Origin of the sequence: Sedimentitalea sp. (assembly GCF_039973035.1) — a bacterium.
Classification (GTDB): Bacteria; Pseudomonadota; Alphaproteobacteria; order Rhodobacterales; family Rhodobacteraceae; genus Sedimentitalea.
Map to the genome: position 1 here is coordinate 16,977 of NZ_JBDWLR010000056.1, position 19,291 is coordinate 36,267.

The window sequence follows — 19,291 nt, forward strand, 5'->3', positions numbered from 1 at the left end:
GACCCGAGGCGCTGCAGGTTTCAGCGCCTTTGCCGAACTGCTATGATCCTTCGCCGGGGTCCACATCCGGCGCCGGGTCATATCCAAGCCGATCGCACAGCGAGATATAGCGTTTGGAACTGCGCGCCGCGACGGCGACGTCGTCCGGCACCGGGCGGCGCGGACGGATCTGAAGACCGTGCCCGCCGCGCCCGCTGTCGCCGGTCAGGGGCATCAAGGCCACCAGCTCGGCCTGTACCCCCGCGAATGGCAGGTCCAGCACCTTGCAGATGTCGCGCAATTGCTGCTCCGGTGCGGTCAGGAAATCTTCGTAGCGAAAGATTTCGACCCCTTCGTAAGCGTCCAGAAACGCCAGATTCCGGCGGGCATATTCATCCAGCGTATCCGGCGTGAAATGCAGCCAGTTGCTGTTGGTCAGCGACAGGTAGGCATCCAGCGGATGGCGCACCGTCACCACCGAACGCACCGGATAGCGCTGCATCAGCAACGCCCGCAGCGTCGGGCGGTCATGCGGCGCGTCACCATGACAGAACTGCGAATGGGCGTGGTCGCGCAGCACGAGCCGTCGTCCGCGACCCCGGCAATCAGCCAAAAGCGGCTCTAACCCGGCGAGAAATACGTCACCGATCACCTCTTCCTGAATCGCGCGCGGGCTGTAGCGCAGGTGCTGGATCAGATCCGTCGGGGCAAACCGGGGGGACGAGCCGTCGATATGGTGCCGGCTCAGGGGGTCGATCTCGCTCAGCAGGACGGTGTTGGGCTGCACCGCCAGATAGCGGGCCATCAGCGTGCCGCCGGTGCAGGCAAAGTGATGCAGACAGCGCACCGGTTCCGCCTCGGCCTGCGTGACCTCTTCGCTCAGGGTCCGGCATTGCTGGATCAGGCTGGGCAAAGGGTCGGCCAGACGCGGGGTCAGCGCCTTCTGGTGGTCATGGTCATTCAAAAGCGCCCGAGCGTCTTCGATCCGGGCCAGCAGGGCCTGGGCATCAGTGGGCGCGCTCATGCCCCGCCCTTTTTCGCCGTCGCATCCCGTTCCAGACGCGGATTTGCCGGGGCCGCCTCGATCTGCTGCAGATGTTCCGAGACATCGCCCAGTTGCAGCGCCAACTGGCCCAGCAAGGCATCCTGCTTGTCCTTGGTTGCGCTCAGCGCGGTGTGACGATCCTGCAGATCCTTGAGATCCGCCGCCGCCATCGCCTGCATCCGCAAGGCCATGCCCAGATCGGCCCGGGCGGTTTCCGCCGCTGCGCGTTGCGTATCCCGATCCCGGATCAGCGCCGCGACGCGATCTTGCAGCGCTGAGATCTCGGTGCCGGTCTTGGTCAACTGCGCCTGAACTTCGGCGCGGGCTTTCCGGATTTCGACCAGTTGCGCCTCTGCTCTGGCGCGCGCCTCATTCGCAGTCTTCAGATCGGCGCGGGCCCTTGCCCCCGTGGTCTCGGCCTCGGCTTGCAGCCGGTCCGCCTTTTCCCTCAGTGTCTCGACCCGCTTTTGCAACTCGGCGGTCTCGGCCTGCGCTGCCGCGATCTGCGCCCGCGTGTTGGTCCGGACAGTCTCTGCCGCCGTGCGCGCGGCGTCGCGTTCCTGATTGACCGTCCCAAGCCGGTCTCTCAGAGTGTCCCTCTCGGTTTTGGTCTTTTCAAGCTCGGCACGCAGACGATCGCGCGCACCGCTCAGCGTCTCGACCTGCTTTTGTGCCTCTGCCAATTCCGCCTGTGCCGTCTCCAGCTGCGCCTGTCCGTTCTGACGGGCCGCATCCCGTTCGCGAACCAATGTTTCGGACTGCGTGCGCAGGCCGTCCCGTTGCGCACCCAAGGCCTTGGCCCGGTCCTGCACATTTGCCAGATCGGCCTGCATCGCTTCGATCCGGGCCTGCCCTTCGGTCCGGGCGCTGTTCACCTCCGCATCCAGCGTCGCAACCCGATCCTGCAATGCCTTGGTCTCGGCGGCCCCCGCTTCCAGCTGGGCCTGCATCTCGGCCGCTTTGGTTTCGGCCACCTGACGGGCCGCGTCGCTCTCTTTCAGCCGGACCAGCATTTCGGCACGTTCGGTTTCAAGCGTGCGCTGCGCCTCTGTCGCTGCGGCATTGGCGGCGTCGCGGGCGCGGGTCAGCTCCAGCAGCCCTTTGTCCTGCTCAAATTTCAGGCAGGGCCAATCCGGATCCGCCTCGTCTTCGCGCGCCAACAGACGATAGCCATGATCCTGCAACAGCCGGATCACCGAATCCGCATCGCTGCCCGGCCCGTGAAACGGTTCGGCCCCGACGGTCAGCCACAGGGTCGCAACCCGGTCCAGCCCCTGTTCCGCCAGCAACTGGTGCAAGAGCTGCGGCACCACTCCGGGGGCCTCGCAGCGCAACACATAACCATCCGACCGGATCCGGGCCTGTTTGAGCAAATCAGCCACCGACAGAGTCTGAACCTCGGCGGTTTTGACCTGTTTCAGCCCCGGCATCAGGTCAAACAGCGCCGCCGGCACGTCCAACCCCGAAAGATCGGAGAAATTGCAGATGTGAAACGGCGCGCTGCCGGTTTCCGCCGCCACGGCAGCGGGGATCAGGCGCACCCGGCTACCCATCTCGCGGACCTGCCCGCGAATGACCGGCACGTGATCGGGGCTGGGCTCCACCAGCACCACGCGCTCGGCATCCGGGTCGATATCGGGTGCGGGTCCACACCCGATATAAAGAACTTCTGCTGTGCTCATGTCGGTTTGACCACGGCCAGCCGGGCCCGGCGCAGAGGCGCGGTCACCCGCCATGAGGTCGAGGCGAGCAGCGCATCCACCTCTTCACGGCTGCGATCAAGTTCAGTGGTCAGCGTCCGCTGCTCTTCCAGCAGGGCGGCAATCTGCTCTGCCTGTTCTTGCAACATCGTCGACAGGCGCAGCTGTTCCAATTCGGCAGCAGACCGCATCCGGTCCATGTCACTGCGCAGCTGATGCCGGTCGCTGCCCGCCTCCTTGCGCAGCGCCAGCCCGTCGCTATATTCCTGCTCCAGTGCCTGCTGCACAGTCATCAACTGTTGCTGCAACAGCTCGATCTCTTCGTGAAACAGCGCCTGTGCGGCCTGCGCGGCGACGGTCGCCGTTTCCTTTTCGGCCTTCAGGGCGGCCTCCAGACGATTTGCCTCTGCCGTCGCCTGTTCATGCCTTGCCGTCAGCGTCTCGACCTGCTGGCCGCGTTTGGCCTCGCCTGTCTGCGCCGCCTTGGCCGCATCTTTCTGAGCCTTCAGATCGGCAGCAGCCTTCTCCAGCTTTGCGTTCAGCGTGTCGATCTGTTTGCGGGCCTCGGCCTCGCCTGCCTGCGCGACCTTGACCGCGTCGTCCCGAGCCGCCAGCTCTGCCTGCAGGCTGCCGGTCTCGGCGGCAGCCTCTTCCAGCTTTGCCGTCAGGGTCTTCACATCGCGCCGGGTCTTGGTTCGGTCCGCCTGCGCAGCCTTTGTCTTGGCCTTGGCCTTGTCCAGTTGCTTGTTCTGGGAAGTGCTCTTTTCCGCCGCCGCAGCTTGCTCCTGCAGCACCACATAGGCCGCGCCCATCCGCGCTTCGCTGCCTTTCCGGGCCAGCCGGGGTGACATGCCGCCAACCTCAAGCTCGTCCGCCAGCTGGCGTACCGGGTCCAGACTATGCGCCGCCTGTGCCGCCAGAATAGCCAGAGGATGCGCCTCGGCCTCGTGCTCGGAGGCGGGCGGTGTGCCCATCTCGCAGCCCAGCCAACCGCCAAGACTTTCGGCCAGCATCTCGGGGGCAGCACCAAATGCATCGGCATCGATCAGATACAGACGGCGGCGCGCCTTGCGCCAGCGGCCCAGAACCTGTCGGGCATGGTCTGTCCAGCCGGCGATGACCTGTTCGAACGGCACCCCGTCCTGCATCGCCCGCAGGAACTGTGCGTCCGGGGCGTCATAGATCAGCACATATCTGTCGGCAGCGGGCAGATCGTCAGGATCCTCCGCCACCTGCCAGTCGGTGTTGTCTGGCAGAACCGTCTCGAACCAGGGCCGCCACCCTGCCTCGTCCAGCCCGGACAGGTTCAGGATTGCAAGCGTCATGTCATTTCCCCCGGCCCAATTCCGACCTCAACCCCGGCCCCGATCAGCCTTCTACCGAATGCGCAACCTGAAAACCGTGGCTGCGCAACAGGGCGGTGCGGCGCGCGGCGTCCAGATCCTGCGCCACCATCTCGGCACACATCTCTTGCGTGGTGATCTCGGGTACCCAGCCCAGACGGTCCTTGGCCTTGGTGGGATCACCCAGCAGGGTTTCAACCTCGGCCGGGCGGAAATACCGCGGATCGATGCGCATGATTACATCCCCCGGCGCCAGCGCAGCAGCCTTGTCGCCCTCGATCGCGTCGACAATGGCCACCTCGTCGATGCCTTCGCCTTCGAACCGCAGGCTGATGCCCAGTTCGGCGGCGGACCATGTGATGAACTCGCGAACGCTATATTGAACGCCAGTGGCGATGACAAAATCCTCGGCCACGTCCTGCTGCAGCATCATCCACTGCATGCGCACGTAATCCTTGGCATGGCCCCAGTCGCGCAGCGCGTCGATATTGCCCATGTAAAGACAAGGCTCGAGCCCTTGCGCGATATTGGCCAGACCGCGGGTGATCTTGCGGGTCACGAATGTCTCGCCGCGGCGCGGGCTCTCGTGATTGAACAGGATGCCGTTGCAGGCATACATACCGTAAGCTTCGCGGTAGTTGACCGTGATCCAGTAGGCATACATCTTGGCCACCGCATAGGGGCTGCGCGGGTGGAACGGTGTGGTCTCTTTCTGCGGGGTTTCCTGCACCAGACCATAGAGCTCCGAGGTCGAGGCCTGATAAAACCGGGTCTTTTTCTCCAGCCCGAGGAAACGGATCGCCTCAAGCAGGCGCAACGTGCCGAGCGCATCGACATCGGCGGTATATTCCGGCGCTTCAAAACTGACCGCGACATGGGACTGCGCGCCCAGGTTATACACCTCGTCAGGCTGCACCTGCTGGATGATGCGGGTCAGGTTCGAGGTGTCCGACAGGTCGCCGTAATGCAACTGAAACCGGGCGTGATCCACATGCGGATCCTCATAGATGTGGTCCACACGGCCAGTGTTGAACAAGGAAGCCCGGCGCTTGATGCCGTGGACCTCGTATCCTTTTTCCAGAAGGAATTCCGCCAGATAGGAACCATCCTGTCCAGTCACCCCGGTAATCAATGCTGTCTTGGTCATGTTGAATGCTCACCTCGCGATTGCGTCCTGCGATAATATGGTTTTCCCCCTGTCACAAGAGGGTGCTCCCGCGGGGTCGGCTCAGGGGCGCTCTTCCGGCACAATATCTCCCGGTGCTTCCAACAGCGCTGCAAATTCGCCCAATAATTCGGCTTTGAGCCGCCGACGTTCGCGCACCAATGCCCCGGCATCACCAAACAGCGCCGCCAGCCGCACCTGTGCCGCGTGAAACGCCGCGATGAAATTCACCCCGGCAAACGGCTGGCGGACCTGCTCTGCCGCCTGCTCGGGCGTCAGCCCATGAAGATTCAGCCAGGACGTTTCGGGCAGGCCCAGCCGGTGCAGCCGGTGGCCGGGGCTGGCATAATAAAGTGGCCTTGCGCCGCAGGCGAAGGCGTCAAACAGCTTTTCGGTCAGATAATCGGGCTGATGGGTGTTCTCGATCGCCGCCAAGGTGCCGGTCGCCTCATCCAGCCGCATCAGCTTGTCAAAATGCCAGTTTGCCAGATCAAACCGGCTGATCCCGCCCTGCCAGCTTTGCCCCAGCCGCTGTACCTTTTCGCCTTCGCAGCGTTCCGCCAGTTCGGTGCGCCAAGCGCAGAGACCGACAATGTCGCCGGCGGGCCATGCCACGTCATGCTGCGCTCCGGGGCGGCGCTCGAACATAAAGGTCAGTTCTGCTTCACGCGCCGCAAAATAGGCGCGCCATTGCCGTGCACCACGGCTGGCATTGCGGGCAAACCGCCAGCGATAGGTATTGGCGAAACGGTCATTGGTCAGCAGGTAATAGGGGATCTCCTGAAACCGGAAAATCGCGCTGGTGGTATGGGTCAGCTGCACCACCGGCAGCGCACCGAACCCGGTTTCGACACTGATATGCCGCTCTAACGGCCGGCGGGTCCAGATCGTATCCCAGAACGGTTCTTCCGACAGCAGCACGACCGGACGTCGCCGCGCCCGCCAGTCCGCCACCATCGCATGCGGGGCCTCGGCAATGTCGACACTATGGGAAAAGACGTAAAGGTCCGCCGCCTCCGGACGATCCACCTGCGTAATCTCGCCCTGAAACAAATCCGCCAGCGCCGGATAGCGCAGGGGCGAGCGATGCACATGCCGTCCGGTCATGAAGACCCTGATCACGTCTTGTGGCTCCGGCGAAACAGGTTGCCGATGGTCTGGAACACCAGATCGAAATCATGACAGATGCTCTGGTGGCGCTGATAGATCAGATCCAGCCGTGCCTTTGCCGGCACGCAGATGCGCCGATAGACCGCGTCCGTCTCTTCCGACGTGGCACAGCGCTCCAGCAACGCAGCCTCGTGCCGGTGATAGACGATACTGGCCAGCCCGGTGACGCCCGGGCGCGATTTCAGCACCTCGCGATACAGCTCGGGATAAGCCTCGACATATTGCCGCAAGGGCGGGCGCGGGCCGACAAAGCTCAGATCGCCCCGGATGATGTTCCAGAGCTGCGGGAATTCGTCCAGCCGCCGCGACCGCAACCAAGCTCCCGTCGCGGTGATCCGCGCCGCCTTGTCGCCTCCGGAAACGCCGGTATCGGTGTCCACCACTGTCATCGTGCGCAGCTTCCACAGCATAAAGGGCTGATCCACGCCTTTCATCCGCTCGGCCACATAAAACAGCGGCCGCCCTTCCTTGAGCAGCAACCAGATCAGCAACCCGATCAGGATCGGCCCCAGGATCACCACCAGAAGGAGGGCAAAGACCAGATCCAGAGTACGTTTTTGCCAGGTCATCTTATGTCGTCTATCCTATGTCAGAGCCTGTTTTTCGCCATTGCTCAACCATCCCCGCCGCCTCGTTGTCAGCGGCCTCAAGGCCTGTGATCCCTGCGAGCCTGTCGGTGCAAAGCTGAACGTCGGCAATGGCGGTATCGGGTGCAGCTCGCGGCGTCCAGCCCAGATTGGCGGCATCCAGCAGCGCGCCCATCTCGATCCCCCCCGGTGCGGCGACATTCAGAACACCGGGCAGGTCCGGTGCTGCAATCAGGTCGTGCAGCACACTGGCCAGAGTCTGCACACCGATATAGCTGCGCCGGGGCGTGCGCCCGTCGGCAAACTGATCAAGCCGAAACCCCGGAGCCCAGCCGCCAAGGATGGCATCGACCCCGGCAACATTGCCAATGCGCAGCGCCGTCACCGCGACACCGCGCGCCGCCCCCAGTTCCGCGCCGCGCCGCTCCATCGCGGCCTTGGCGCGTCCATAATCCGACAGCGGCGCAGGCGGGCAGTCTTCGTGCAACAGACCCGGCGTCGCCCCGTAGACCGCCGCGGATGAGGCCAGCAACACCCGCGTGCCCGGCGCCGCGGCGCGCAGGGTGGCCTCAGCCAGGGCGATATTGTCGGCCATTGCGCCCGCCCCCGACCGGCCCGGCACCACCCCGGCCAGACACAGAATCGCCGCGCACCCGTCTGCGGCGCGCTTCAGCGCCTCGGGTTCTCCCAGAGGATCCACAACCACCCAGCCTGCTCCGGCCCGTGGTTTGCGGGTTTGCCACGAAATCGCCCGCTGATCCCAGCATTTGCGCAGAATCATGCCGATACGACCTGTTGCACCCAGTACGATTGTCTTGGGAAACTGCATCTGCCCCCTCGCGCAGTTGACCGGTTTTCCTGTAACAGTATCTTGCGTGCTGGCAACTGCCAGCCCCTGAACATTGAATACAGGCCCCTTGTATATGAACATTCTTCCAAAGATTTTTGTAGCGCTGGCGCTGGTCTCGGTTCTGACCAGCTGTTCCCGTCTTCCCGGCGGCGCCCCGGCCAGCGAGGAAATCCTGAAAGAAGCAAATACGGAAACCGCCCAGTTCGCGCTTTATTCGGTGACCCGGGCCTTCCTGCCGACGGTGGCGCAATGGCCCGCCACCGGCAAACAGGAACATCTCGGCTGGATCTCGGCCAGCCAGGGTGCGCGCAGTCAGATCATCCAGCCCGGCGACTCGCTGAACGTGCGCATCTGGGACAGTTCGGACAACTCGCTCCTGACCACGACCGAGCAAAAGGAAATCCAGCTGACCGATGTCGAGGTTGCCTCTAACGGGTCGATCTTCATGCCCTATGTGGGCAATGTCAGCGTCATCGGCCTGACCCCGGATCTGGCGCGCGAGGAATTGCAGACCTCGTTTGAAATGATTGTGCCATCGGCCCAGGTGCAATTGTCGATGACCGAAGGCCGCAACAACTCGGTCGATCTGGTCTCGGGCGTGCTGCAACCCGGCACCTATCCGATGCCCGACCGCAATTATTCGGTGCTGGGGCTGATCTCGGCAGGTGGCGGCATCAGCTCGAACCTGAACAATCCGCAGATCCGGCTGATGCGCGGCGGGTCGATCTATGGCACCTCGGTGGACAAGCTGTTGAACAACCCCTCGCTGGATACCCTGCTGCGCGGCGGTGACCGGGTGTTTCTGGAAGAAGACGAACGCTATTTCCTGTCCTTCGGCGCGACCGGCAAGGAAGACCTCTACACCTTTACCAAGGATGACGTGTCAGCGATGGATGCAGTCGCGATCATGGGCGGGTTTCAGGACAACAAGGCCGATCCCAAAGGGCTGCTGGTCCTGCGTGAATACCCGGCCTCAGCCTCTCGCGCCGGCGTGCGCGGCCCGCGCCAGAGCCGGGTGGTCTTCAGCCTTGATCTGACCACGGCCGACGGCCTGTTCTCGGCACGCCGCTTCCAGATCAACCCGGACGATCTGGTCATGGCAACCGAATCCCCGATCAACGATGCCCTGACCGTTTCCAACGTCATCGGCAACTTCTTTGGTGTCTTCAGCGCCGCCGGGAATATCTAACGCGTCTGTCACGGCAAACGCGTTAGGCGACAAAGCGAAAGCAAAACTTTTGCGGAGTCATCGCCCCGTCCCGTGCAGGTGATTGCGTCAGCGATTTCCAACCCGGAACCTGTCAGATAAACGCCCCCGGTTTGCGTCCGGGGGTGTTTATCTGACACAGCCCCTGCTCGCTTGACCCTATCGTTCCATTCCGACAATACTCAGCGCATTGCTGTTGCAGGGTATTTCTATGTACAAAGTGGTTGCCCTTGGGCTTCTCCTCACCACGCTCTTCACTGTGGCCGCAACAGCGCAGCAAAACGTCTGGCACACGGTCAACGGACCGGATCAGAAGGCAATGAATTGCCCTGTTCTGTCGGCTGGCTCCAGTTTCTGTTTCGTGGCGATGTGCGAGAATGATCAAGCTCTCCTGGGTATTGTTCACGAAGGCGGTACACCGCTGGCCGATAACGGCATCCTGCGTGTCACTGTCGATGACCGACTGTCCTTTATGATACCGCTCTTTGACGTCTCGGCGCATGGGCAGGCACGCTATGGTGCCCCACTATACGCGGGAGAAGGGTTGCGTCTGGTGGATGCGCTTTTCTCAGGATCGCAGGCCGCTATCTCGGTTGATACCCAAGCCGGTGAAATCCGGTATAATATAACCTTGCGTGGCTCCGCACAGGCCTTGAGATCGGTGTTACGGGCCTGCCCGAACCGCGACCCGCAATTTGATCCTTCGGACGCGCCGGTCACCAATACGCCCGCCTCACCATCCAGCCCCAATGCCGAGCCTGCGAATCCGATCGACACGACCTTTATCAGGGGGAACTGCATCGCGACGGAAAACGATATCTACACCGCCATCGAACAACAATACGGCCCCGGAAACGGGCAAGCAATGATACGGATCTGGTCCACCTCACCAACATTTTCTGATAACTACACGGTGATCTCGAGAACTCCTTTCACCTACCGTTGGAAAACTGGGCCATGCGCACGATCCTAGACGCGGAATAAGCAACCGGGGGCAGATGGCTGGCGCAATATCCCGCGCAAGCCGTGCAACGGAAACCGCAGGCTCAAATGCCCTACTTCAACAGCCCTGCCAGATAGGCGCCATAGGTATTCTTGGCGAACATTTCGGCCCGCGCCGCCAGTTCTTCGTCGCTGATCCAACCCTGTTCATAGGCGATCTCTTCGGGGCAGCCCGCCTGCAACCCCTGCCGTTCCTCCAGCGTGCGCACGAAATTTCCCGCGTCCAGCAAGGACGCGTGGGTGCCGGTATCGAGCCAGGCATAACCCCGCCCCATGGTTTCCACCTTGAGCAGCCCGTCCGCCAGATACATGCTCAGCAGCGAGGTAATCTCAAGCTCACCGCGCTCCGAAGGTTGTACCTCGCGCGCCCGCGCCGAGGCGCTGCCGTCCAGAAAATACAGCCCGGTCACCGCGTAGTTCGACGGCGGCATCGCGGGTTTCTCGATGATCTCGCGCACCGCGCCATCCGCATCAAACGCCACCACGCCATAGCGTTCCGGATCGGCCACGTGATAGCCAAACACCGTGCCTCCCGTGTCCTGCGCATCGGCACGCGCCATCAGTTTCGGCAATCCGTGGCCAAAGAAGATGTTGTCGCCCAGCACCATGGCGCTCGGAGCACCGTCCAGAAAATCCTCGGCCAGGATATAGGCCTGCGCCAGACCGTCAGGGCTGGGCTGCGCGATATAGGTCAGCGATACGCCCCACTGGCTGCCGTCCCCGAGGGTGCGCTTAAACTGCGCCTGATCCTGCGGTGTGGTGATGATCGCGATTTCGCGGATCCCGGCCAGCATCAGGGCCGACAGCGGGTAATAGACCATCGGCTTGTCATAGATCGGCAAGAGCTGTTTGCTGACCCCCATGGTAATCGGATAGAGCCGCGTGCCGGATCCGCCGGCCAAAATGATGCCTTTGCGTGTGCTCATGAAATCAGGCCTCTCCAAGATCGTTCAGTATCGCCGCCAACCCATCACGCCAATCGGGCCGTTTCATGTCAAAAGCGGTTTCAAAGCTGGAACAGTCCAGCCGCGAATTGGCCGGACGCGCCGCCGGGGTCGGATAATCGCTGCTCGGGATATCGGTGATGGTACAGTCCCGGCCACCCTGCGCCATGATCGCACGGGCAAACTCGGCCCAGCTGACATCGGGCGCACCCGCGAAATGATAGATGCCGCGTTTATCAGGCTCTGATGCGAGGGTTTTGACCATCGTCAGACAGGCGGCCGCAATATCACGCGCCGGGGTCGGCCCGCCGATTTGGTCCGCCACCACGGTCAACGCGTCCCGCTCGGCCCCAAGCCGCAGCATGGTTTTGACAAAGTTGTTGCCATGCGCCGACACCACCCAGCTGGTGCGCAGACTGGCATAGGTTCCACCGGCCTCGGCCACCGCCTGCTCTCCCGCCAGCTTACTGCGCCCATAGGCCCCCAGCGGGCCGGTCACGTCACCAGGCTGCCACGGGGTGTCACCGCTACCGTCAAACACGTAATCGGTCGAAATCTGCACAAAGGGGATGCCAAGGGCCGCGCATTCCCGCGCCATTGCGCCGGGGGCTGCGCCATTGATCACCGTCGCCTCGGCTTCGCGCTCTTCGGCGGCGTCCACCGCGGTAAAGGCCGCGGCGTTGATCACCGCCGACGGGTTCTGCGCCCGGATCGCTGCCGCACAAGCCGCCGGATCCGCCAGATCCGCGGCCCCGCGATCAAGACAGGTCACATCCGCCTGCACCGCCAGTTCCCGCGCCACCTGCCCGGTTTTGCCGAAAACGAGGATCATGAGCTGGTCCCAAGCCGTTCGCCCACGCCGGCACGATCCTGCAACGCGCGCCACCAGCTTTCATTGTCCAGATACCACTGCACCGTCTTTTCCAGCCCCTGCTCAAGCGTCACCGAAGGCCGCCAGCCCAGCTCTTCGCGGATGCGCGTGGGATCAATCGCATAGCGCATGTCATGGCCCGGGCGGTCGGTCACAAAGGTGATCTGCTCGCCGTAGGATCTGTCCCCGGGGCGTTTCTCATCCAAAATCGCGCAGATCATCCGCACCAGATCGATGTTCCTGGCCTCGTTCTCGCCGCCGATATTATAGCTGCGCCCGAGTTCACCCTTTTGCAGCACCGTCAGCAGCGCATCCGCATGATCCTCGACATAAAGCCAGTCGCGCACGTTGGCACCCGCCCCGTAGACCGGGATCGGTTTCCCGGCCAGCGCGTTCAGGATCACCACAGGCACCAGCTTTTCTGGGAAATGATAGGGGCCGTAATTGTTGGAGCAATTGGTCAGCACCACCGGCAAACCGTAAGTTTCATGCCAGGCACGCACCAGATGGTCGCTCGCCGCCTTGGAGGCGGAATAGGGGCTGCGCGGATCATAGGGCGTGTCCTCGGTGAACTGCCCATCGGTTTCCGGGTCGGGACCCAGACTGCCAAAGACCTCATCCGTCGAGATATGGTGAAAGCGAAACCCCTCGGGTCGCCCCGCGCCCACCCAAAAGCTGCGTGCCGCCTCAAGCAGCGTGTAGGTGCCGGTGATATTGGTATCGATAAAGGTGCCGGGGCCGTCGATCGACCGGTCCACATGGGATTCCGCCGCCAGATGCATCACCGCATCGGGCGCATGATCGGCAAACACCGCATCCATCGCCGCGCGGTCGCGAATGTCGGCCTGCACAAAGCTGTAATTTTCGGCCTCCGCAACACTGGCCACATTGTCCAGACAGGCCGCATAGGTCAGCGCATCCAGATTGACCACCTGATGCCCCTGCCCCACAGCCTGCCGCACCACCGCCGAACCGATGAACCCTGCACCGCCTGTTACCACCAGTTTCATACTGTCACTCTTCCCATACAAACGGGCTGTCAAAATCCGCCAGCGCCCCCGCAGCGGCGTCCTTGCCCGACAGGATCGGCGCCCCACTCAGCCCCCAATCGACACCGCAACTGTCCCAATGCACCGCGCCATCGGATTCGGGTGCGTAGAAATCGGTGCATTTATACAGGATTTCGGTGCGCTCGGCGCGCGTGGCAAACCCATGCAGAAAGCCGCGCGGCACCAGCAATTGCCGCCCGTTCTCGGCCGTCAATTCAGTGCCGAACCACTGCCCGTAGGTGGGCGAGCCCTTGCGGATATCCACCGCCACATCAAACAACGCACCTTGCCCACAGCGCACCAGCTTGTCCTGAGCATGGGGTGGCGCCTGAAAATGCAGCCCGCGCAGCGTGTTCACCGCCACCGACATCGAATGATTGTCCTGCACGAAATCCAGATCGATCCCATGCTCGGCCAGCAGCTTGCGGTTCCAGCTTTCGGAAAAGAACCCCCGCTCATCGCCAAACCGCGCAGGCGTCAGGATCAGCACACCCGGCAGTGGCGTTTTTTCAATCTGCATGATCAGCGCACCCTCTTCACTCTACTGTCGCCGGGTTTAGCAATGGCCCGCCTCCGCGTCACCCGCTCTCTGCACCCCATGCACAAGTTGATCACCTGCGCTGGCTGCGTTTCTTCACCCAACCGACAAAGGCGGCGTCCGGCTTGCGCAGGCGCGGCGCGCCCGACCGTGCCCAAACCCCACGCCATTCCGCCTCCAGCGCATAGACATCGACCCCCGGCATCAAGGCGCGCGCGGCCTCCAGTGCTTCGGCCCCCAGAACCGGTGGAGGGACGTCGATCACCGGATCGCGCTGGCTGAACCGGATCAGATCACCGGGGCGTTCCTCAATCTGGTAATCCGGCAGATGCCCGGCCCCGATCATGTCGCGCAGCATGGCGCGGAACACCCGGCGCGGGCTGGCGGACCCGGATTTCTTGAGCAGCGTGTCCACCGACACCACCCATTCCGCCTGCCGCCCGCAATGTTTGCGCGCCAGTTCATAGATGCGCCGCTCCAGCGGTTTTCTGAGCCGGAAATAATCCCGGCTCAGGGTCAGCACCGATTTGCTCAGCACCGCGCGATAAAGCCAGTCCGACAGGGTCACCGCCACGCTGACCATGCGGCCCCCGCGTGTCTTGCGCACGATCTCCCAGCTTTCGATCAGGCCAAAACCCGTGGTGGTCTCGGTCTCGCCGGTGACAATATTGGTGGTGATCCGTGTCCCGGCCAGCCGCTCGAACGCATCCCTGAGCCGGCGATAGGAATCGCCCGAGGTTTCGCGGTTCGTCGCCACCAACAGATCATGCGCCTTCAGATGCAGGGTACGGCTGACCCGGCGCCCGGCATTGATCGCCGCCATCAGCTGGCTGACGCAAAAGATCAGGATGTCCTTGTCGTGAATCGTCGCCAACCCCCGCACCGATGGCGTCACCGTGATCCGCGTCGCGTTATGCTCGTAATCCAGAATTCGCCGGTCCGGTCGCGTCGCCAGCGAAAACAACGGATGCTCCATGCTGGCAAGATCATCCTTGGGGATCGCATCAAAAATATCGCAGAGAAAGAAATCACTCTGCCGATGCCGGTCCGGAAGAAGCCCTCCGCCGCCTGCTGTCACTGCCCTGCTCATCGCCCTACTTTCGGTCGGTATCCGACTCGTTTTATCGTGGTTTCGATGACACTCACCCTAAGGTTATCCACAGGCCGCAGCAACGGGGGTTCGGAATCGCCTGAACGTGGCTTCAGAGTCGCTCTTTCGGGGGTTCAGAGTCACCACGCCCAGAAAAATCACTGGAAAATACTGTTGTCACAAGGCTTTGCGCGACATCCAAATTTGCCGTAACACATAAATAACACGAATCTAACAGATCAAAAAAAGCTACAGCGCCACAAACGCCGCCCCCGCGCCCTTGGCAAAGCGTCGAATTGCTTGAGAAAATCACCGTTTGTGATGGTTTTTCTTCCATGTCATGTGTTTCGTGCTATCCTGACGAAAACACAGCACATCGAGCAGGCATCATGGCAAAAGACACCGCAGGGCTTCCGCCCTATTTCAACATCGATCCTGATGTGGCGCTTGCGGAAATCGGCACGCCAACCGGCACCGCCGGGTTTGCGGACATCGCTGCTGCCTGCACCCAGGGCCGGGCTGATCTCGCCAGTCGGGGATTGAACGAAGCGGGGCGAAAACAGCTGCGCCTGTTTTCCACCTGGGAAATCACCCGCTATCTGATCCCCGTGGCACAGGCCCATTTCCGCCGCGTGCTGAAACAGAACCCCGACCTGCCACAAGGCACCAGCGAAACCGCTGGCGGCGCCAAGTGGTTCACGCTGGACGAGGTTTTGAAACTGCGGGCGCATTTTGCCGCGCAAGGCTCCAAAGCCAAGAACTACCGCCCTTACCGGCCCGAAGGATTGCCTGCAAAGCTGGTTGCAGTGGCAAATTTCAAAGGCGGGGTTGGCAAGACCAGCACCGCAGCGCATCTGGCGATGTCCGCCGCTCTGGATGGCTACAAGGTGCTGGTCATCGATCTGGACAGCCAGGGGTCGATGACCTCGATCTTTGGCGGCACGGTCGAGGATGAATGGCAGACTGCCTTTCCCCTTCTCGCTCGTCACTACGGCGAACATCTGCGCGCCGACAACCAACGCCGGCTGGATCGCGGCGAGGCGCCACAACCCTTGGACGAGGCCCTGACCGAGGCGCTCGACATCCGGGCGCAGGATCTGATCCAAACCACCCACTGGCCGAATATCGACCTGATCGGGGCGCAGCTGAATCTTTACTGGGCGGAATTCCAAGTGCCGGTCTGGCGCATGGCCGCACGCGGCTGGAAACTCTGGGATGCGCTCACCGACCGGCTGGAAGAAGACGGGGTGCTGGATGACTATGACCTCGTCTTCATCGACACCCCCCCGGCCCTTGGCTATCTCACCATCAACGGGCTGGCGGCGGCGGATATCCTGCTGGTGCCTCTGGGAGCGTCGTTTCTCGAATTTGACTCCACCGGCCGGTTCTTTGACATGCTGCATTCCACTTTTGCCAGCATCGAAGACGGTGAAAACGTCGCCGCCCGCGCGTTGGGACGGCCCGAGATGGGCTTTGAATGGGATGCGGTGCGCGCGGTCATCACCCGCTATGACGCCGCACAGCAGGGCGAACTTTCGGCTCTGATGCAGGCCTATCTGGGCCAAACCCTGTCACCACACCGGCAGGATTTCACGGCACTTATCGGTCAGGCGGGCGAACAGGTCTCGGGCATCTACGAGGCGGATTACCGCGATTTCAACCGCGAGACCTATGCAAGAGGCCGCGAAACCTTTGATGCCACCTACGCCGCCTTCAAGCGGCTGTTGCTGGGCATCTGGCGGCGCGAGGAACTGGCCGCACAGCAGGCAGAAGCGGCGCAATAGAGGGGAGCTATCATGGCCAAACGCAAACGACTGACCCCGGCGCAGAACGGGTTTCTTCAGGCGGAACCGGCGGCCACCGCGCGCGGACCGATCTCTCCGGCCCCGATCGCGCAGGTGGCGGGCGAGACCAGCGCCAATGCCGCATTGGCAGAACTGTCCGATACGCTGCGCACAGCCCGTGCCGAAGGGCGGATGATCGAGGCGCTGCCGCTGGACGCGGTGGATGACGCCCATCTGGTGCGCGACCGCATGATCCAGCCGGACGATGAAGAGATGGAGGCGCTGATGACCTCGCTGCGCGCGCGCGGCCAGCAGACCCCGATCGAGGTTGTCACCCTGCCCGCCCCCAAGGGCCCTGCGCGCTATGGGTTGATCTCGGGCTGGCGGCGGCTTGGCGCATTGCGGCGACTGCATGCGGCGGATCAGGACGACCGGTTTGCCACGGTTCAGGCTCGTATCATCAGCCCGGCGGATGCGCAGGAGGCCTACGTGGCGATGGTCGAGGAAAACGAGATCCGCGCCGCCCTCAGCCTCTATGAAAAAGGCCGCATTGCCCAACGGTCCGTGCATGAGGGTGTCTATCCCACCCCGCGCGCGGCCCTGCGTGGGCTGTTCGGATCAGTCAGCCGATCGCGCCGCTCCAAGATCGGCTCTTTCCTGACGCTGGTAGAGCCTTTGGACCGGGTGCTGCGCTTTCCCGCCGCGATCCCCGAAAAACTGGGTCTGGGGCTGGCCAAGGCCCTGCAGGAAGATCACCAATTCGGCTCTAAACTGGGGGCTCGGCTCAGAGAGGCCTTGCCAGAGACGGCCGAGGCAGAGCTGAAAATCCTGACCGGGGTTCTGCGCGACTGGACGCGGGCGCAAACGGCGGACACCGCGCCGGAAACCGCATCGTTAACGTCCCCTGCCCCGCGGCCCCGGCTCAGCGGGCTGGACAGCGACTCGATCACCCGGCGGCTTACCGAGAGCCGCATTGAGGCGCGGTTTGATCCCGAGGCCGCGCGCATCGAACTGACCGGTGGTGGGGTTGATGCCGATCTCTTCGCAGCCTTGCAGGGTTGGCTGAAATCCCGGTGAGTGTATTCACATTCCAATATTTGATTGTTTCGCGCGCGAAACAAATTTCTGCAAGCCCTTGAAAACAAACAACCCGACTCTGCGCGAAGCAGCAATGTCGGCCCGAACGCTGTGCCGCATTTGACACCGGGTCCGGATTTGTGGATAGCCGCCACAGAAGTCAGGCAGGGGCCGGGAGTGACCACGGATCGGGATCAGAAACAGGGCTGCCGTCTGGTGGCAGTGGTGGTCACCTATGACCGCCTTGCCAAGCTGCAGGCGACCCTTGACCGGCTGCTGGCCGCATCGCCCACAGATCTGGATGCGGTGGTGGTGGTGGACAATGCCAGCACCGATGGCACCGGCGCGTGGCTGGCCGAACAGGACGATCCGCGCCTCTGTGTTCTGACGCAATCCAGCAACCTTGGCGGCGCTGGTGGGTTTGAAATCGGGATGCGGTGGGCCACTGACCGGTTCGATCCGGACTGGATGGTGCTGATGGATGACGACGCCCGCCCTGTCCCGTCTGGGCTGGCGGCATTTCACGCCCTCCCCGACAATTGCTGGGATGCGGTGGCGGCGGCGGTCTATTTCCCCGATGGCACGCTCTGTCCGGTCAACCGACCCTCTTACAACCCGTTCAGCGGCCGTGTGCATGTCACGGCAGAGGATTACGAAGGGCCGGCGATCGCGGTCGATGCGGCCACCTTTGTCGGCCTGTTCGTGTCCCGCGCGGCGATTGCGCGGGCGGGGTATCCGGACGGTCGGCTGTTTGTCTATGGCGATGACGGGCTGTTCACCCTGTCGCTGAGTCAGGCCGGAGGGCGCATCGGCTTTGAACCCTCGGTGCGGTTCGAACATGACTGTTCGACCTTTGACGGGCGCCGATTCCAGCCGCTGTGGAAGGTTTATTATTACCACCGCAACCTGCTGCTGTTCTATCGCCGCGCCGGCGGCTGGCGGTTCTGGCCCGCGTGCCTGTTGATCCTGCCAAAATGGCTGGCCAAGGTGCGTCACCACCCGGGGCAGCGTCGCGTCTTTCTACGGCTGATGCGCCGTGCTGTGCGCGACGGGCTGGCCGGGCGGCTGGATGTGACCCACGCCGAGATCCGGGCGCTGGCAGAGCCGCACTCATGAGCCCGACGGTCAGCATCGTAACGCCGGTTTTTAACGGTGCCGCCTTTCTGGCCGATCACATTGCCTCGGTGCAGGCGCAGCAGATGGGCGATTACGAGCATCTGATCGTGGACAACCTGTCAACCGATGACGGACCTGCGATTGTCCGGCAAGCGGCAGAGAACGATCCCCGGATCCGGCTCATGCAGCAGCGCGAGATGCAGTGCCCGGCAGCCGCCCGCAATGCCGGGATCGCAGCGGCACGCGGGCGGTTCATCGCGTTTCTGGATTGCGATGACATGTGGCATCCGCACAAGCTGTCCGCTCAGATCAGTGCGATGCAGCGGGCGGGTGCGGGGTTTTCCTGGACCGGCTACGATATCGTTGATGTGGCGGGCCGTCCTCTGCGCCGCCAGTCGGTGCCGGCAAAGGCCGGGTTCGGCGATCTGCTGGACCGGCGGCTGGTGATCGGGTGCCTGACGGCGGTCTATGACCGGGAACAGTTGGGCCGTCTGCCGATGCCCATCGATGCGGTGCCCGAGGATTTCTGTCTTTGGGCCGATATCCTGAAGACCTGCGCAGCACGGGATCTGCCGGTGATCGGCCTGCCCGAGGCGTTGGCCACCTACCGGGTGCATGCGGGTGGCGCGAGTGCGGACAAGCGGCGCGCGGCGCGGGTCTATTGGGCCGCCTGCAGAGGGCATCTGGGGTTGTCACGGCGGCGCGCGGCCTGGCATTTCACCCAATACGCGCTGCGCAGCCTGGCAGTGCGGATGCGCCGGAAGACCTGAGCGC

The 19,291-nt window shown here is 63.0% G+C and carries 19 protein-coding genes; 6 read left to right on the forward strand and 13 right to left on the reverse strand.

Going from position 1 to position 19,291, the window contains the following annotated elements; translation table 11 throughout:
• Window positions 1-40: 40 nt before the first annotated feature.
• From ABJO75_RS13575 to ABJO75_RS13605, 7 genes are all read right to left on the reverse strand, one after another.
• On the reverse strand, window positions 41-1,003 hold the full coding sequence (locus ABJO75_RS13575; RefSeq protein WP_348125855.1) for a hypothetical protein: 963 nt from the start codon (window positions 1,001-1,003) through the stop codon (window positions 41-43).
• Window positions 1,000-2,706, reverse strand: coding sequence for a hypothetical protein (locus ABJO75_RS13580; RefSeq protein ID WP_348125857.1), 1,707 nt, complete (start codon window positions 2,704-2,706; stop codon window positions 1,000-1,002). Before ABJO75_RS13580 ends, ABJO75_RS13575 begins: the two co-directional genes overlap by 4 nt.
• On the reverse strand, window positions 2,703-4,049 hold the full coding sequence (locus tag ABJO75_RS13585) for a hypothetical protein (protein WP_348125859.1): 1,347 nt from the start codon (window positions 4,047-4,049) through the stop codon (window positions 2,703-2,705). The genes ABJO75_RS13580 and ABJO75_RS13585 overlap by 4 nt, the downstream gene beginning before the upstream one ends.
• 43 nt (window positions 4,050-4,092) lie before the next feature.
• Entirely contained in the window at window positions 4,093-5,214 is a 1,122-nt protein-coding gene (gene gmd / locus ABJO75_RS13590) for a GDP-mannose 4,6-dehydratase (protein ID WP_348125861.1), read from the reverse strand.
• An 81-nt stretch (window positions 5,215-5,295) separates the two neighbouring features.
• The gene (locus tag ABJO75_RS13595) at window positions 5,296-6,354 is read right to left on the reverse strand and encodes a hypothetical protein (protein ID WP_348125863.1); all 1,059 of its coding nucleotides are present in this window, start codon (window positions 6,352-6,354) and stop codon (window positions 5,296-5,298) included.
• Complete coding sequence (locus ABJO75_RS13600) at window positions 6,351-6,971, reverse strand: sugar transferase (RefSeq protein WP_348125865.1); 621 nt, start codon at window positions 6,969-6,971, stop codon at window positions 6,351-6,353. Before ABJO75_RS13600 ends, ABJO75_RS13595 begins: the two co-directional genes overlap by 4 nt.
• A gap of 10 nt (window positions 6,972-6,981) precedes the next feature.
• Window positions 6,982-7,818: an NAD(P)-dependent oxidoreductase gene (locus ABJO75_RS13605; protein ID WP_348125866.1), complete on the reverse strand. Its 837-nt coding sequence runs from the start codon at window positions 7,816-7,818 to the stop codon at window positions 6,982-6,984.
• Between the two features lie 94 nt (window positions 7,819-7,912).
• Here ABJO75_RS13605 and ABJO75_RS13610 point away from each other — a divergent pair, with 94 nt between their 5' ends.
• Complete coding sequence (locus ABJO75_RS13610; protein ID WP_348125869.1) at window positions 7,913-9,028, forward strand: polysaccharide biosynthesis/export family protein; 1,116 nt, start codon at window positions 7,913-7,915, stop codon at window positions 9,026-9,028.
• Between the two features lie 229 nt (window positions 9,029-9,257).
• Window positions 9,258-10,019 carry a hypothetical protein gene (locus ABJO75_RS13615; RefSeq protein WP_348125870.1) on the forward strand — a complete coding sequence of 254 codons (762 nt, stop codon included), beginning with the start codon at window positions 9,258-9,260 and terminating at the stop codon, window positions 10,017-10,019.
• A gap of 82 nt (window positions 10,020-10,101) precedes the next feature.
• On the opposite strand, the gene rfbA is transcribed toward ABJO75_RS13615, so the two are convergent.
• The 6 genes from rfbA to ABJO75_RS13645 form a co-directional block, all read right to left on the reverse strand.
• Window positions 10,102-10,974, reverse strand: coding sequence for a glucose-1-phosphate thymidylyltransferase RfbA (gene rfbA, locus ABJO75_RS13620; protein WP_348125872.1), 873 nt, complete (start codon window positions 10,972-10,974; stop codon window positions 10,102-10,104).
• Between the two features lie 4 nt (window positions 10,975-10,978).
• A complete protein-coding gene (gene rfbD, locus ABJO75_RS13625) occupies window positions 10,979-11,824 on the reverse strand; it encodes a dTDP-4-dehydrorhamnose reductase (RefSeq protein WP_348125874.1) in 846 nt (281 codons plus the stop codon).
• The gene (rfbB, locus tag ABJO75_RS13630) at window positions 11,821-12,873 is read right to left on the reverse strand and encodes a dTDP-glucose 4,6-dehydratase (RefSeq protein ID WP_348125876.1); all 1,053 of its coding nucleotides are present in this window, start codon (window positions 12,871-12,873) and stop codon (window positions 11,821-11,823) included. Before rfbB ends, rfbD begins: the two co-directional genes overlap by 4 nt.
• A gap of 4 nt (window positions 12,874-12,877) precedes the next feature.
• Window positions 12,878-13,432: a dTDP-4-dehydrorhamnose 3,5-epimerase gene (gene rfbC / locus ABJO75_RS13635; RefSeq protein ID WP_348125878.1), complete on the reverse strand. Its 555-nt coding sequence runs from the start codon at window positions 13,430-13,432 to the stop codon at window positions 12,878-12,880.
• Window positions 13,433-13,523: 91 nt separating this feature from the next.
• The gene (locus ABJO75_RS13640; protein WP_348125880.1) at window positions 13,524-14,540 is read right to left on the reverse strand and encodes a replication initiator protein A; all 1,017 of its coding nucleotides are present in this window, start codon (window positions 14,538-14,540) and stop codon (window positions 13,524-13,526) included.
• 112 nt (window positions 14,541-14,652) lie between these two features.
• Window positions 14,653-14,877 carry a hypothetical protein gene (locus ABJO75_RS13645; RefSeq protein ID WP_348414099.1) on the reverse strand — a complete coding sequence of 75 codons (225 nt, stop codon included), beginning with the start codon at window positions 14,875-14,877 and terminating at the stop codon, window positions 14,653-14,655.
• A 52-nt stretch (window positions 14,878-14,929) separates the two neighbouring features.
• Here ABJO75_RS13645 and ABJO75_RS13650 point away from each other — a divergent pair, with 52 nt between their 5' ends.
• From ABJO75_RS13650 to ABJO75_RS13665, 4 genes are all read left to right on the forward strand, one after another.
• Window positions 14,930-16,324: an AAA family ATPase gene (locus tag ABJO75_RS13650; RefSeq protein WP_348125882.1), complete on the forward strand. Its 1,395-nt coding sequence runs from the start codon at window positions 14,930-14,932 to the stop codon at window positions 16,322-16,324.
• 12 nt (window positions 16,325-16,336) lie between these two features.
• Complete coding sequence (locus tag ABJO75_RS13655; RefSeq protein ID WP_348125884.1) at window positions 16,337-17,401, forward strand: ParB N-terminal domain-containing protein; 1,065 nt, start codon at window positions 16,337-16,339, stop codon at window positions 17,399-17,401.
• Window positions 17,402-17,578: 177 nt separating this feature from the next.
• Window positions 17,579-18,517: a glycosyltransferase gene (locus ABJO75_RS13660; protein WP_348125886.1), complete on the forward strand. Its 939-nt coding sequence runs from the start codon at window positions 17,579-17,581 to the stop codon at window positions 18,515-18,517.
• Complete coding sequence (locus ABJO75_RS13665; RefSeq protein ID WP_348125887.1) at window positions 18,514-19,287, forward strand: glycosyltransferase family A protein; 774 nt, start codon at window positions 18,514-18,516, stop codon at window positions 19,285-19,287. The genes ABJO75_RS13660 and ABJO75_RS13665 overlap by 4 nt, the downstream gene beginning before the upstream one ends.
• Window positions 19,288-19,291: the final 4 nt, after the last annotated feature.